Origin of the sequence: Burkholderia sp. Nafp2/4-1b (assembly GCF_003635165.1) — a bacterium.
In the GTDB taxonomy this organism is placed as follows: Bacteria; Pseudomonadota; Gammaproteobacteria; order Burkholderiales; family Burkholderiaceae; genus Burkholderia.
Map to the genome: position 1 here is coordinate 277,451 of NZ_ML058597.1, position 12,753 is coordinate 290,203.

The window sequence follows — 12,753 nt, forward strand, 5'->3', positions numbered from 1 at the left end:
GCTCAATAGTGCGGCAACGCTTCGGCTTCGGCCCAGCGCTTGAACGAGTCGAGACGCCGGCGCGTGTGTACGAGATAGAACGCGCCGATCAGCGGTTCGAGCAGCCAGCGCAGCCACGTCGGCTGCGCGCGGAAGTGGTACGTAAACTTCACCTCGGTCGTGTCCGCCGTGCGCTCGGTGAAATTCCAGCTGCCGCTGAAGCGTTCGAGCACCTTCGGCCCGTCGACCATTTCGACGGCCGCGACCTGCGGCGGGCGGTACGAGGTGTAGCGCGACACCATCGTCGCGCCCGACTGGCTGCGGCAGAACGCATCGACGCCGACGTCGGCCGCCATTCCGTCGAGCAGATACGCGTCGGAGAGGAAACTGTCCCACACGAGCCGCCGCGCGTAGTCCTGCGACCACGTGAAGAGGCGTCTGCGATCGACGCCGACGATCCGGCTGACTGAGATCCTCATGATGGGTGGCAGGCGCAACGGCATGGATTGGGATGAAATCGAGTGTACCGCGCCAAAACTGCGCATTTCTTCAGACTTCGTCAAGTCGAGCGCATGCTCGATTGATCTTCTCCGGGAATTCCCCTACGATTGATTCCATGCCTTCGGGAAAGACCCGAAGCGTTTCAATCTCTTGAGGGAGCCTCATGAGTACGCAACAGAACCGGCGCTTCGACGCGCTCGTTTTCATTGGTCGTTTCCAGCCCCCGCATCGTGGTCACCTGAACGTGCTGAAGTCGGCACTGAGCCGGGCCGAGCGCGTGTGCGTGCTGATCGGGTCGACCGACAAGCCGCGCACCATCAAGGATCCGTTCTCGTTCGACGAGCGCCGCCAGATGCTGGCTTCGCTGCTCGATCCGTCCGAGCGCGACCGCGTGACGGTCGCGCCCGTGCAGGATTCGACGTACAACGACGGCGACTGGGTGCGCTGGGTGCAGGATGCCGTGGCCGCCGCGCTCGGCGACGTCGCGCAACGCAAGGTCGGGCTGATCGGCCACGAGAAGGACGCCACATCGTATTACCTGCGGATGTTCCCGCAATGGGAGCTCGTCGACGTCGATGCGACCGAAGACATCTCCGCCACCGAAATCCGCGACCAGTATTTCGCCGAACGCACGAACAGCTTCGTGCAGTGGGCGGTGCCGGAACCGGTGTTCGGCTGGCTCGAACGTTTCCGCACGCAGCCGGAATTCGCGCAGCTGAAGGCCGAGGCCGAATTCATCGCGGGTTATCGCAAGGCCTGGTCGGCCGCGCCGTACCCGGTCACGTTCGTGACGGTCGATGCGGTGGTCGTGCATTCGGGCCATATCCTGCTCGTGCGCCGGCGCAGCGAACCGGGCCGCGGCCTGTGGGCGCTGCCGGGCGGGTTCGTGAATCAGGACGAGCGGCTCGACGCGGCGTGCATCCGCGAACTGCGCGAGGAAACCGGCCTGAAGCTGCCGGAGCCCGTGCTGCGCGGCTCGATCAAGGATCGCCAGGTGTTCGATCATCCGACCCGCTCGCTGCGCGGCCGCACGATCACGCACGCGTGCCTGTTCAACTTCCCGACCGGCGAGCTGCCGCGCGTGAAGGGCAGCGACGACGCCGACAAGGCGCGCTGGGTGCCGCTCAACGAATTCGCGCAGATGCGCAACGTGATGTTCGAGGATCACTTCGAGATCGCGTATCACTTCCTGGGGAAGCTGTGATCTGCTGATTCCCCGGATTCCGGTCCGCCGCGACAGACGCGGCGGCACATCAACGGCCTAGAGGAGCTCTAGCCATGCAAAACGATCCCGGCGGCTTTGCCGCGGTTCTCGCCAATCCGATCCTCAATACGGATTCGTACAAGGCTTCCCACTTCCTGCAATATCCGCCCGACGCGCAGGCGATGTTCTCGTACATCGAATCGCGCGGCGGCCGCTACGACCGTACGCTGTTCTTCGGCCTACAGATGCTGCTGAAGGAATATCTGTGCCGCCCGATCACGCACGCGATGATCGATGACGCGCGCGACTTCTTCGCGGTGCATGGCGAACCGTTCAACGAGGACGGGTGGCGGTATATCGTCGCGCACTACGACGGCTACCTGCCGGTGAGGATTCGCGCGGTGCCGGAAGGGTCGATCGTGCCCGTGCACAACGTGCTGATGACCGTCGAATGCGATGACTCTAAGGTGTTCTGGCTTGCGTCGTATCTCGAGACGATGCTGTTGCGTGTGTGGTACCCGGTGACGGTCGCGACGCGCAGCTGGCACCTGCGGCAGACGATCCGCCGTTTTCTCGAGAAGACCGACGACGATCTCGCGCTGTTGCCGTTCAAGCTGCACGACTTCGGCGCGCGCGGCGTGTCGAGCGCGGAATCGGCCGCGATCGGCGGCGCGGCGCATCTCGTGAGTTTCATGGGTTCGGATACGGTGCTCGGCGTGCTCGCCGCGAACCGCTTCTACCGCGAGCCGATGGCAGCGTACTCGGTGCCGGCGGCCGAGCACAGCACGATCACGTCGTGGGGGCGTGAGGGCGAGATCGACGCTTACCGGAATATGATCAGTCGCTTCGGTTTGCCGGGTGCGATCGTATCAGTCGTGTCGGACTCCTATGATCTGTTCGCCGCGCTTGAAATGTGGGGTGGCCCGCTGCGTCAGGCGGTGCTCGCTTCGGGCGCGACGCTCGTCGTGCGTCCCGATTCGGGCGACCCGGTCGCGATCGTGCTGCAGACCGTGCGCGCGCTCGATGCATCGTTCGGCTCCACCGTGAACGGCAAGGCGCGGCGCGTGCTGAACCGCGTGCGCGTGATCCAGGGCGACGGCGTCGACGAGCAATCGATCGACGCGATTCTCGCCGCGCTCGACGACGCTGGTTATGCGGCCGGCAACGTCGTATTCGGGATGGGCGGCGCGCTGCTGCAGCGGGTGAATCGCGATACCCAGCGCTTCGCGATGAAGTGCTCGGCGATCCGGCGTGGCGACGTGTGGCACGACGTTCGCAAGGACCCGGTCACCGATCTGGGCAAGCGTTCGAAGCAGGGGCGGCTGACGTTGCTGCGCAACCGGCGCACCGGTGAGTATCGGACGGTCGCGTTGCCGGTCGCATGGGACGATCGTGCGCTCGAAGGCGAGTGGGACGATGCGCTCGAAACGGTGTTCGATACGGGGCGGTTGTTGGTCGATGCCACGTTCGCCGAAGTTCGGGCGAGGGCGCACGCGGCGGAGGCTTGACGATGGGCGGCGGGGCGATCGCTCACCCCGCCGCCTTCGGTGGTCATCGTTCGCTGGCCAGTGTGCGGCCGCTTCGCTCCGCCATCCGTACCGCCTCCATCGCCCGCGCCAACGCATCGAACACGGCCGGCCCCTTGCAGCGCGACACGTTGAAGCGCATGAACGACGTCGCGCTGTGCGACGCACTGAACACGTTGCCGGGCGCAAGCACTACGTCGTGGTCCAGCGCATGGCGCGCGACGCGCGCGGCATCGAGCCCGTCCGGGAACTCGGCCCACACGAACAATCCGCCGCGCGGCTCCGTCCAGATCCCGAGTCCGGCACGCGCAAGCCGCCGGATCGTTTCGCCCATCGCGTCAGCAAGCTGCGCGCGCAGGCTGTCGAGATGACGCCGGTACGTGCCGTCGACCAGCAGTCGGTGCACGAAGTTCGCGCCGATCTGCGCGTTGCCGAACGACGTTGCGAGCTTCAGGTCGACGAGCGCGTCGATCCATTCAGGGCGCGCGGCAATATAGCCGCAGCGGATCGCGGCCGACAGCGTCTTCGAGAAACTGCCGATCGACACCACGCGCGACAACCCGTCGAATGCCGCGAGGCGCGGCGCGGGCGTGCTCTCGAAATCCGCGAAGATGTCGTCCTCGACGATCAGCAGGCCGTGCTCGGCCGCGAGCGTCAGCAGCCGATGCGCGACGGGCGGCGCGAGCGTCGCGCCGGTCGGGTTGTGCAGCGCCGCGTTCGTGATGTACAGGCGCGGCCGGTGTTCGGCGAGTACCTGCTCGAAGCGCGCGAGATCGGGGCCGTTCGGCGTATACGGCACGCTCACGATCCGCGCGCGATGCGCGCGCAGCAACGCCTGGAAATTGAAATAGCACGGGTCGTCGAGCACGACGGTGTCGCCGGGCTCAAGCAGCAGCCGGCACACGAGATCGAGCGCATGCGTACCGCCGTCGGTCAGCATGATCTGCGTCGGTTCCGCATGGACGCCGTGCTGCGCGAGCCGCCACGCGAGCTGCTGGCGCAACGCGGGCAGGCCGAGCGGCGTCGCGTAGTCGGTCAGCGCATCGGGCTCGTCGCGCGACACCGCACGCAATGCGCGACGCAGGCTTTCGTCCGGCAGCCACGACGACGGCAGCCAGCCGCAGCCGGGCTTCACGGAACTCGGCGCCGCCTCGAGCGACTGGCGCGACAGCCACAGCGGATCGAGTTCGCGATCGAGGCGCGGGCCGAGTTCGGCGAGCGCGAGCGGCGGCGCGTGGCCCGACACGTAGAAGCCGGAGCCGCGCCGCGCGACGAGCACGCCTTCGCTCGCCAGCCGCTCGTAGGCGTCGACGACGGTCGACTTCGACACGTGCAGCGCGTCGGCCATCATCCGGATCGAAGGCACGCGCGCGCCGGGCATCAGCGCGCGGCTCGCGATCCGCGCGCGCAGCGTGTCCATCACGGTTTCCACGCGCGTACGCGACGGCGCGGGCGGGGCAGGGGTCGGCACGGAACGGCTCATGGCGAGAAGGAACTGTACGGCCGCTTGTCCAGTACAGTTTGTCCGAATTGTATTGGGCTGTAGCTTACGCGCTTTTCGCGCGCGGCGGATCATCGGGCATCAACCTTTTCTCGACCAGGATTTCCCGTGCAAAAGACGACCGACGGATGGCTCAGCGGCCTGCTGGGCGTGATCATCTTCAGCGGCTCGCTGCCGGCGACGCGTGTCGCCGTGCAAGGGCTCGACCCGCTGTTCCTCACGTTCGCACGCGCGACGATCGCCGGCGTGCTCGGCCTGAGCTTGCTCGTCGCGCTCAAGCAGAGGCGGCCGACGCGTGCCGAGACGGCATCGCTCGTGATCGTCGCGCTCGGGGTCGTGGTCGGTTTTCCGTTGCTGACCGCGCTGGCGCTGAAGCACGTGACGTCCGCGCACGCGATCGTGTTCGTCGGGCTGCTGCCGCTCGCGACCGCGCTGTTCGGCGTATGGCGCGGCGGCGAACGGCCGCGGCTGCCGTTCTGGATCTTCTCGCTGCTCGGCAGCGGCGCGGTGGCCGCGTTCGCGCTGCGCAACGGCGGTCAGGCGTCGGTCGTCGGCGATGCGCTGATGCTGGCCGCGATCGTCGCGTGCGGGCTCGGCTATGCGGAAGGCGCGCGCCTGTCGCGCCAGCTCGGTGGCTGGCAGGTGATCTCGTGGGCGCTCGTGCTGTCGCTGCCGGTGATGCTGCCGCTCACATGGTTCACGTGGCCGGCGACGTTCGACGGCGTCGACGCCGCCGCGCTGTGGGGCCTCGCGTACGTGTCGCTGTTCAGCATGCTGATCGGCTTCGTGTTCTGGTACCGCGGCCTCGCGCTCGGCGGGATCGCGGGCGTCGGCCAGCTGCAGCTGCTGCAGCCGTTCTTCGGCTTCCTGCTCGCGGCCGGCCTGCTGCACGAGACGGTGCCGCCGTCGATGCTCGTCGTGACGGTCGTCGTGGTTGGCTGCGTGGCGGGTGCGAAGTACTTCTCGAAGATGGCGCCGGTGCGGCGCGCGAGCTGATTCATGCATCGCGCACGCGCGACGACGTGACGGGTGCCCCGTTCGCCGTCGCGCGTACGCCGTTTACCCCATCACCACGTTCGCGAGCCGGAACTGGTACGCGGTCGCGGTCGTGCCGCTGCCGCCACCCGTCATTACGATGTCGGCGCTCTTGATCCCGAGCAGCGACAGTTCGGTGTTGATGTCGGACAGCACGGCCGAATTCATCACCGCGCCCTGCTCGATCTGCGATGCGGTGCCGATCCACAGTGTCGGCTTGAACTCGAACACGGCCTTCTGGCCCGGCACGATGCCCGTCTTGTGCGCGAGCAGCCGGTTGTCCTTGAATACCGACGCGGTGATCGCCCCCTGGCTCAGGTCGTTGCGCAGCTGGATCTCGCGCGAAGTCGGCGCCGGCCCGGCCAGCGCGAGCACGTTGCCCGACGTCGAGCGCGATACGTTGAAGACCTGTCCGTTGTCCGCGCGCTTTTGCGGCATGTAGTTGCCGTCGGCATCGCTCGCGGAGACGGTCGTCAGCATCGGGAACACGAACGGATGGTTGTCGCCGCGTCCGCAGTTGGTGATGACTTTCCACGCGATCGCGAGTTCGTCGAAGTCCGTCGACACGTTCTTCTGGAAGAGCACGATCTGGCTGTTGTTGACGTCGTTCGACAGGTTGACGAAGTTGAGATTGATGTCCATGAGTCACCTTGATTCGATTCGGATACCTGATTGAAAAGGCGCCGGCCGTGCATCGCCGGCGCACGGACCGTTACGCCATCACCACGTTCTCGAGCCGGAACGTGAACGGCGTCGAGCGCGGGCCAGGGCCGCCGCCGGTCATCACGATGTCGGCGCTCGCGATGCCGAGCAGCGACAGTTCCGTGTTGATGTCGGAGATCACCGCGGAATTCATCAGCGCGCCCTGTTCGATCTGCGATGCGACGCCGATCCAGATCGTCGGCTTGAACTGGAACACGGCTTTCTGGCCCGGTGCGACGGACGTCTTGCGCGCGAGCGCGCTGCCGTCCTTGTAGATCGTCGCGTTGATCGCGCCGGCCGGCAGGTCGTTGCGCACCTGCACCTCCGAGCTCGCACCCGGGTCGCCGCCGAGCTGCAGCACGTCGCCGGAGCTGGAGCGCACGACCTGGAACACCTGGCCGTTGGCCGCGATCTGCTGCGGCATGTAGTTGCCCCAGCTGTCGCTCGCGCTCACGCTCATCGTCATCGGAAACTTGAACGGATGGTTGTCGCCCTGGCCGCAATTGCGGATCACCTTCCATGCGATCGCGAGTTCGTCGAAGTCGGTCGCCACGTTCTTCTGGAAGATCACGACGCTCGAGTTGTTCGCGTCGTTCGAGCGGTTGATCAGGTTCAGTTGGATATCCACGTCGTTGCTCCTTGAGTTTGAAAAAAGCGGCAGTCGGTCTGCCGCACACCTTTCCCGCCGGCCCGGCCGCGAAGCCGTGCCGTCAAGCCGGTTCAAACGGATTCAGGCGGCGCTACGCGCGCACGATGTGCTCGAGCGAGAACGCGAACGGGTGCGCATCGGTGCCGCTGCCGCCGCCCGTCATCACGATGTCGGCCGCGGCGACGCCGGAGAGCGGCAGCAGCGTGTTCGCGCTCGACATCACCGCCGCGTGCAGCGCGCGGCTTTCCTGGACTTGCGACGCGACGCCGATCCACAGCGCCGGCGTGAAACGGAACACGGCCTTCTGCCCGGGCGCGACCGCTTCCTTCACGGCGATCAGCCGACCCGCGCTGTACGCGTTGACGTTCACCGCGCCGCGCCGCATCCGGTTGACGACCTCGATGTCGCCACTTGGCGCATCGGTCGGGTCGGGCACGAGCCGGCCGCGTCCGGTCGGTTGCGCGTCCACGACGAAGCGCACGCCGGCGGGCGCCGTGACGGGCGGCGAGAAGTTGCCGTGCTCGTCGCCCAGCGCGACGTCGATGTCGGTCGAGTAGTCGAACGGATGAAAGCAGTCGCGTCCGCAGTAACGGATCACCTTCCACGCGATCGCGAATGCGTCGAGGTCGGGGATCACGTCGCGCTGGAACAGCACGATTTCGCTGTTGCCGCAGTCGTTCGAGCGATTGACGAAGCGGAGCTTGATGTTCATGACGTTTGCTCCTCATCGGGCGTGCCGCGGTCGTCGCGCAGCGTGCGGTCGGCCCACTGCACGAGCGCCGGTGCGACGCCGTTCGCGAGCGACGCGACGTGCAGCGCATGCGCACGCGCCTGGGCCTGCAGGTCGCCGGCGAAGCGGCCGAGCGCCATCGCGGCATCGGTCGGCCCGCGCGTGCGGCCGAGATCGTCGAGGTATTGCGCGGCCGCATCGGCCATCGCCCCCGCATGCTGCAGGTGGCTCTGCGTGAAGCGCGTCGCGAGATCGGCATTCAGCGCCGCGAGCTCCTTGACCGCGGCGGCCGAACTGCCGAGCGCGAGCCGCTCGAGCTGGCCGCGCCACAGCGCGTCGGTCGCGGCCTGGCAGGCATCCGTGTAACGGTGGCCGGCGAGCAGCGCGGTGTGCGCGAACGCGCGCCACGCGGGGCCGCCGGGCGTGCCGCCGGTGCCGGTCGTCTGCGCGGCGAGCTTGCCGAACAGCTGGAGCGCGTCGGCGTGCGCGCGTTCCCATTGGGCGATGAACGTGGAGAACATGGCGATTCCTCGTGATGAAGGCGTGATGACGGCGCGACGGCGGCAGCCACGCGGATTACTGACGCGCGGCGCCGAGGCGCTGCACCATCCGCATCACGGCGGCCATCTGCGGCGCGTCGCGGCGGTAGAAGCCCGGATGAAGCGGATCGGTGCTCGTGTAGCCCCAGAAATCCCAGCAGCCGAGCGGATTGACGGCCGATTTCTCGACCTGCGGATAGAGCACGATCAGCCGGTTCGTATCGGCGATCTCGTTGTAGCCGACGCCGCGAATCATCCTTTCGCCGACGGTTGCGACGTTCTGCACGCAGCCGTGGAAGACGACGTGCACCGCACACGTCACGCGCTCGCAATCGGCGGGCACGTACACATAGCCGGTATCGCCGAGCGACGCGTTGCGCCGCTGATCGAACGCGCGCTGGTCGAACGCCAGCAGTTTGCCGCGTGCCTGCGCGACCGGCGGGTTGAGCGGCGTGTCGGGCGTGCCGTAGATCCAGCGCACGATGTCGTGCGCCTGCTGGAAGCCGCAGTTGTCGATGTACGGGCTCGCGTTCGCGCTGCACGCGTTGTCCTCGGGGCGGTTCGTGATGAACGCATGCCCGGCGTCCGGCGATTCGCGATACTGAAGGTTCGCGGCCGGCACCTGCGCGAGCGTGTAGAAGCGCGCGGTCTGGTCGACGACGCGCGTCGACACCACCGTATCCTTCGCGCCGCTGAACACGTAGATGCGCTGGCCGCGCAGCGCGGCCGGATCGTCGATTTCGCCGCGCTGCGCGAACGTGCGCGCGGCGCGCCACGCGTCGGCCGCGGACGGCGCCGGGCCGATCGGCTGCATGCACAGCGTGGTCGCGGCTACCGCCGGCGGGATCAGCTCGTTCACGCCCGCGCAATAGAACGGGCCGCCGGCGACGATGCCCGCGCCGATCAGCCGGCTCGAGAATGCGACGTCGAACTGCGCGGCCATGAAGCCGCCGGACGACAGCCCCGACACCGACGTGCGCTGCAGGTCGGCCGCGTAGGCGGGCAACGGATCGGCGGGAGCGGCGACGGCGGCGTGCGGTGCGACCGTCGCCAGGGCGGCAACGGCAACGGTGACGGCGACGCTGGCGGTCGCCAGCGCGCGGCGCAGCGCGTGCGAATCGGTGCGGCGGGGCGGCGTCGTGCGGCCGGGCGAGCGAGTGACGTTCATGCGGGACTCCTGGCGTGATGAGTGGCGAACGGTTGGAACGGAGCGAATGCGGCAAGACTTCAGCGACGATTTCAGCTTACGGACAGCCGACGTCATCCGAAATGGCGCGAACGACACGCGCGGCGACCCGTGACGTTCGGCCGGTGCCGCGTCACGGCGCTCATGACAGAAACAGCGCGCGTTCGGCCTGGCGGCGCTTGGTGAGCCCCGCGAGCGGCTTGCCGCCGGCCTTGTTCCACACAAGGAACTGGTCGGCCGCCCGCGCGCTCGCACCGGCGTTCAGGTAGCGCAGCAGCGTCGATGAGCGCAGCCGTCCCGCACCGAGATTGAAGACGAACGACATCAGCGCATCGAACTGCTGCTGTGTGACGGGCACGTGAAGCAGCTTGCGCAGGTTCAGCTCGGCGCCGCGCAGGTCGCGCCGCAGCAGCGCCTCCGCTTCGGCCGGCGTGAGCGGGCGCGTGAACCGTTCGTTCGGCAGGATCAGGTGCCCGTAGCCGATCGTCGGCTTGCCGACCGCGTCGAGATAGCGCGCGAGCCGCAGCCCCTCGAACTGCTTGATCAGCGCGATGCCCTGCGCACCGGTGCGTTCAGGCTGGTTCGCCATCATCGTTCTCCTTGCTGCCCGGCCGTGCGCGCGGCACCAGGCGATGCGTGTATTCGTCGATCACGCGCATGATCGCTTCGGGGGGCGGCAGTGATGCGAAGTGCATTTCGATGTCGATGTGCTCGGTGTCGCGCTGTCGCGCGTTGCCTTGCGCATCCTTTTTCGCGGAGCGCGGGGCGAACGTCACGTAGAAGCGGCCGCGCTGGTCGTCGTCGCCGGCGACGCCGCCGGCCGGCAGCGCCTCGGTGAAGTCGCCGCGCACGGTCAGGTGCACGATCATCCGGTCGAGCGCGAGCCCGCGCGGGGTGGCGAGCGCGACGAGCGGCACCGGCATCGTGTGTTCAGCGTCGAGCGCGACCGTGACTTCGCGCGGCGCGAGCAGGCCGTCGTCGCGCAGATCGAAAAACTGGTCGAGCACGGCCGTGTACTGATGCGCGAGCAGCTGGTTCGCCGCCGCGGCGGCGTGCTGCATCCCGCGTGCGATTTCGTCGAGCGCGATGCCGCGCGGCGGCGGGCGTTCGTCGTCGGCCGGGGAGCCGGGAGGCGGCGCGGGCGGTGCGGGTGGCGTAGGTGGCGCGGGACGCCCGTCGCCGGGGGCCGAGGCCGCCGGTGTGTCGTCCGGTGCCGATCCGGGGCCGGCCGGCGAGCCGGCGGCATCGCGCGGGGCGAGGTGCGCCGGATCCACGCCCGCCGTCGCCGCTCCAACGCTCCCCGCACCCGCACCCGCACCCGCGAAGCCGCGGCCGTCGGCCGCCGCCGTACCGGCCGGCGGCGGGACCGGCCCATCCGGCTCCGCTCGGGCGCTGCCGCCGCTGCCGCCGCCCGGACGCGTATCCCCGTCGTCGTGTCCGCCGCCGCCCGCGCGGCGCGACCGTCTGAAAAGCCTGAACATGGCCGCCCCGCGCGCTTACGCGTGCGCCGGCTGCTGGGCGCCCGCATCGGCCGCGGCGGGCGCCGCCGCCTTGCCGCCGGCTCCCGATGCGTCACCGACCAGTTGCCCGTCGGTCGGCGTCGCCGGCAACGGCTTCACGTCCTTCGCGTTGCCTTCGGTGACGACCGGCTTGGTCGCGGCTTCGGTCAGGAAGTCGATCACGCGCATCAGCGCTTCGGGCGGCGACTGGCGCTTCACCTGCGTATGGATCGAATATTTCGCGCGCGTGTCGGTGCTGCGCGTCTGCTCGGCCTTGTGCGACACGCGCCCGGACACGCTGACGCTGATTGGCCCCCAGCCGAATTTCGCCTGGAATTCGCCGCCGGCCTCCGTCGTCGACGACGACTTCTCCGACTGCGTGATCTCCATCTCGAAGTCGATCGTGCCTTCCTCGATTGCGATGATCGGGTGGACGATCGCCGCGAGCAGCGGGATGCGCATCGTCTTCTGCACGACGCCTTTCGACACGCCGCTTTCGTCGACCAGCGTCTCGTCGTAGTCGAACTGGACGGCCACGGCCTTGCCGCCCTGGATGCAGACCTGCATCAGGAAATCCGCGTAGCTCTTCGCGGCCTGCGTCTGCGCGCTGATCATCGCCTTTAACGGGCCGGCGATCATTTGGTCCATGGGTAATGCGTTAATCACTGAGCCGATGAAATTCGCGTCCATGAATAAACTCCTCTTCGTGTTGAAGACAACGGAAATTCGCTGTCGTTATTCACGTTAGAAAATTTAAGAGGTTTACCAAATATGACGTCCGTCACGTCCGGCGGCCCGGGCCGGCCCGCGACGGGCGTCGGCACGCGTGGCGCGACACGGCGTGGACGAATTAGGCCATTCGTCACGGAGCGACGGGCCTAGTGCGCGACTTGGAAAACAGCGGTAAAAAAACGCCGGGTAGGGAAGCAAAAAAAGGAAGCAAAAAAACCTAAACCGAGCATCCCGATTTCGAGGAAACCGCGCAATGAACGTTCTGATGATCGATAGCCCGCCGTTATTCGTCGCGGGTGTGGCGGACGTACTGTGTAAACGCGATGTCAACTGGCATGTGTGGTCGGCCCGCCGTCCCGAGGACGTCTTGCGCCTGCGCGACGCGTTGCTGCCCGAGACGGTCGAGGCAATCACGATCGAATGCGACGAGCACGCCGCGCGGCCGAGCTGGCCGAACGTGCTGCACGAGACGTTCGACGGCGCGCCGTGGCTGTGCGTCGTGGCCGCCGTGTGCCGCCGCACGATTGCCGATGCGCTGCTGGCGGGGGCGGCCGGCATCATCGACCGGCACGCGAGTGCCGACGAGTTCGCGGATGCGCTCGGCCGCGTCGCGGCCGGTGCGATTTACGTGCCGTCGAACGACGGCGGCGCGGCGCAGGCGCGCGCCGGTGCCGCGCCGGCGGGCGACGATCGCGCGTTCGAGCGCCTCACGCCACGCCAGCGCGACGTGCTGCGGCTGCTGGCCGAAGGCAAGTCGAACAAGCAGATCTGCCGTGTGCTGAACGTCGCGGAAGGCACGATCAAGAACCACCTGTATGCGCTGTTCCGCCAGATCGGCGTGAGCAACCGGACCGAGGCCGCGTTGTGGCTCGCGCGCCACGTGCCGGCCGAGCCGGCCGGGTTTCCGTTCACGCCCGCGTGCCTTCCGTCCGGCTGATGCGTTCGACGGGCGCACCGGTCGGCCCGGCGC

The 12,753-nt window shown here is 67.9% G+C and carries 14 protein-coding genes; 4 read left to right on the forward strand and 10 right to left on the reverse strand.

Translation table 11 applies throughout. The features are described 5' to 3' along the window. Positions 1 to 2: 2 nt before the first annotated feature. Positions 3 to 458 carry an SRPBCC family protein gene (locus tag C7H84_RS01300; RefSeq protein WP_121857870.1) on the reverse strand — a complete coding sequence of 152 codons (456 nt, stop codon included), beginning with the start codon at positions 456 to 458 and terminating at the stop codon, positions 3 to 5. A 185-nt stretch (positions 459 to 643) separates the two neighbouring features. On the opposite strand from C7H84_RS01300, the gene C7H84_RS01305 reads away from it, so the two are divergent. Then, complete coding sequence (locus C7H84_RS01305) at positions 644 to 1,684, forward strand: bifunctional nicotinamide-nucleotide adenylyltransferase/Nudix hydroxylase (RefSeq protein WP_121857047.1); 1,041 nt, start codon at positions 644 to 646, stop codon at positions 1,682 to 1,684. Between the two features lie 74 nt (positions 1,685 to 1,758). Beyond that, entirely contained in the window at positions 1,759 to 3,192 is a 1,434-nt protein-coding gene (locus C7H84_RS01310; RefSeq protein ID WP_121857048.1) for a nicotinate phosphoribosyltransferase, read from the forward strand. Positions 3,193 to 3,235: 43 nt separating this feature from the next. Here the strand turns inward: C7H84_RS01310 and C7H84_RS01315 are convergent, their stop codons facing one another. Further along, positions 3,236 to 4,693, reverse strand: a complete 1,458-nt coding sequence (locus tag C7H84_RS01315) for a PLP-dependent aminotransferase family protein (protein WP_121857049.1) — start codon at positions 4,691 to 4,693, stop codon at positions 3,236 to 3,238. A 126-nt stretch (positions 4,694 to 4,819) separates the two neighbouring features. Here C7H84_RS01315 and C7H84_RS01320 point away from each other — a divergent pair, with 126 nt between their 5' ends. After that, entirely contained in the window at positions 4,820 to 5,707 is an 888-nt protein-coding gene (locus C7H84_RS01320) for a DMT family transporter (RefSeq protein ID WP_121857050.1), read from the forward strand. A gap of 63 nt (positions 5,708 to 5,770) precedes the next feature. On the opposite strand, the gene C7H84_RS01325 is transcribed toward C7H84_RS01320, so the two are convergent. From C7H84_RS01325 to C7H84_RS01360, 8 genes are all read right to left on the reverse strand, one after another. Continuing rightward, positions 5,771 to 6,388, reverse strand: coding sequence for a hypothetical protein (locus C7H84_RS01325; protein ID WP_121857051.1), 618 nt, complete (start codon positions 6,386 to 6,388; stop codon positions 5,771 to 5,773). 70 nt (positions 6,389 to 6,458) lie between these two features. Continuing rightward, entirely contained in the window at positions 6,459 to 7,076 is a 618-nt protein-coding gene (locus tag C7H84_RS01330) for a hypothetical protein (RefSeq protein ID WP_121857052.1), read from the reverse strand. A gap of 112 nt (positions 7,077 to 7,188) precedes the next feature. After that, a complete protein-coding gene (locus tag C7H84_RS01335; RefSeq protein ID WP_121857053.1) occupies positions 7,189 to 7,809 on the reverse strand; it encodes a hypothetical protein in 621 nt (206 codons plus the stop codon). Further along, positions 7,806 to 8,348 (reverse strand): hypothetical protein, encoded by a 543-nt coding sequence (locus C7H84_RS01340; protein WP_121857054.1) that lies wholly within the window; start codon positions 8,346 to 8,348, stop codon positions 7,806 to 7,808. The genes C7H84_RS01335 and C7H84_RS01340 overlap by 4 nt, the downstream gene beginning before the upstream one ends. 55 nt (positions 8,349 to 8,403) lie before the next feature. Next, positions 8,404 to 9,534 (reverse strand): poly(3-hydroxybutyrate) depolymerase, encoded by a 1,131-nt coding sequence (locus tag C7H84_RS01345; RefSeq protein ID WP_121857055.1) that lies wholly within the window; start codon positions 9,532 to 9,534, stop codon positions 8,404 to 8,406. A gap of 160 nt (positions 9,535 to 9,694) precedes the next feature. Continuing rightward, positions 9,695 to 10,141 (reverse strand): lysozyme, encoded by a 447-nt coding sequence (locus C7H84_RS01350; protein WP_121857056.1) that lies wholly within the window; start codon positions 10,139 to 10,141, stop codon positions 9,695 to 9,697. Then, a complete protein-coding gene (locus tag C7H84_RS01355) occupies positions 10,125 to 10,826 on the reverse strand; it encodes a DUF2589 domain-containing protein (protein ID WP_240461942.1) in 702 nt (233 codons plus the stop codon). Before C7H84_RS01355 ends, C7H84_RS01350 begins: the two co-directional genes overlap by 17 nt. Before the next feature lie 222 nt (positions 10,827 to 11,048). Continuing rightward, positions 11,049 to 11,741, reverse strand: a complete 693-nt coding sequence (locus tag C7H84_RS01360) for a DUF2589 domain-containing protein (protein ID WP_121857057.1) — start codon at positions 11,739 to 11,741, stop codon at positions 11,049 to 11,051. Positions 11,742 to 12,036: 295 nt separating this feature from the next. Here C7H84_RS01360 and C7H84_RS01365 point away from each other — a divergent pair, with 295 nt between their 5' ends. After that, positions 12,037 to 12,720, forward strand: coding sequence for a response regulator transcription factor (locus tag C7H84_RS01365; RefSeq protein ID WP_121857058.1), 684 nt, complete (start codon positions 12,037 to 12,039; stop codon positions 12,718 to 12,720). The last annotated feature ends 33 nt before the right edge of the window (positions 12,721 to 12,753 follow it).

Bases quoted from the DNA above. Each gene is read 5' to 3' on its own strand.
- C7H84_RS01300 (WP_121857870.1), bottom strand. From the start codon at position 458: ATGAGGATCTCAGTCAGCCGGATCGTCGGCGTCGATCGCAGACGCCTC.
- C7H84_RS01305 (WP_121857047.1), top strand. From the start codon at position 644: ATGAGTACGCAACAGAACCGGCGCTTCGACGCGCTCGTTTTCATTGGT.
- C7H84_RS01310 (WP_121857048.1), top strand. From the start codon at position 1,759: ATGCAAAACGATCCCGGCGGCTTTGCCGCGGTTCTCGCCAATCCGATC.
- C7H84_RS01315 (WP_121857049.1), bottom strand. From the start codon at position 4,693: ATGAGCCGTTCCGTGCCGACCCCTGCCCCGCCCGCGCCGTCGCGTACG.
- C7H84_RS01325 (WP_121857051.1), bottom strand. From the start codon at position 6,388: ATGGACATCAATCTCAACTTCGTCAACCTGTCGAACGACGTCAACAAC.
- C7H84_RS01335 (WP_121857053.1), bottom strand. From the start codon at position 7,809: ATGAACATCAAGCTCCGCTTCGTCAATCGCTCGAACGACTGCGGCAAC.
- C7H84_RS01340 (WP_121857054.1), bottom strand. From the start codon at position 8,348: ATGTTCTCCACGTTCATCGCCCAATGGGAACGCGCGCACGCCGACGCG.
- C7H84_RS01345 (WP_121857055.1), bottom strand. From the start codon at position 9,534: ATGAACGTCACTCGCTCGCCCGGCCGCACGACGCCGCCCCGCCGCACC.
- C7H84_RS01350 (WP_121857056.1), bottom strand. From the start codon at position 10,141: ATGGCGAACCAGCCTGAACGCACCGGTGCGCAGGGCATCGCGCTGATC.
- C7H84_RS01360 (WP_121857057.1), bottom strand. From the start codon at position 11,741: ATGGACGCGAATTTCATCGGCTCAGTGATTAACGCATTACCCATGGAC.
- C7H84_RS01365 (WP_121857058.1), top strand. From the start codon at position 12,037: ATGAACGTTCTGATGATCGATAGCCCGCCGTTATTCGTCGCGGGTGTG.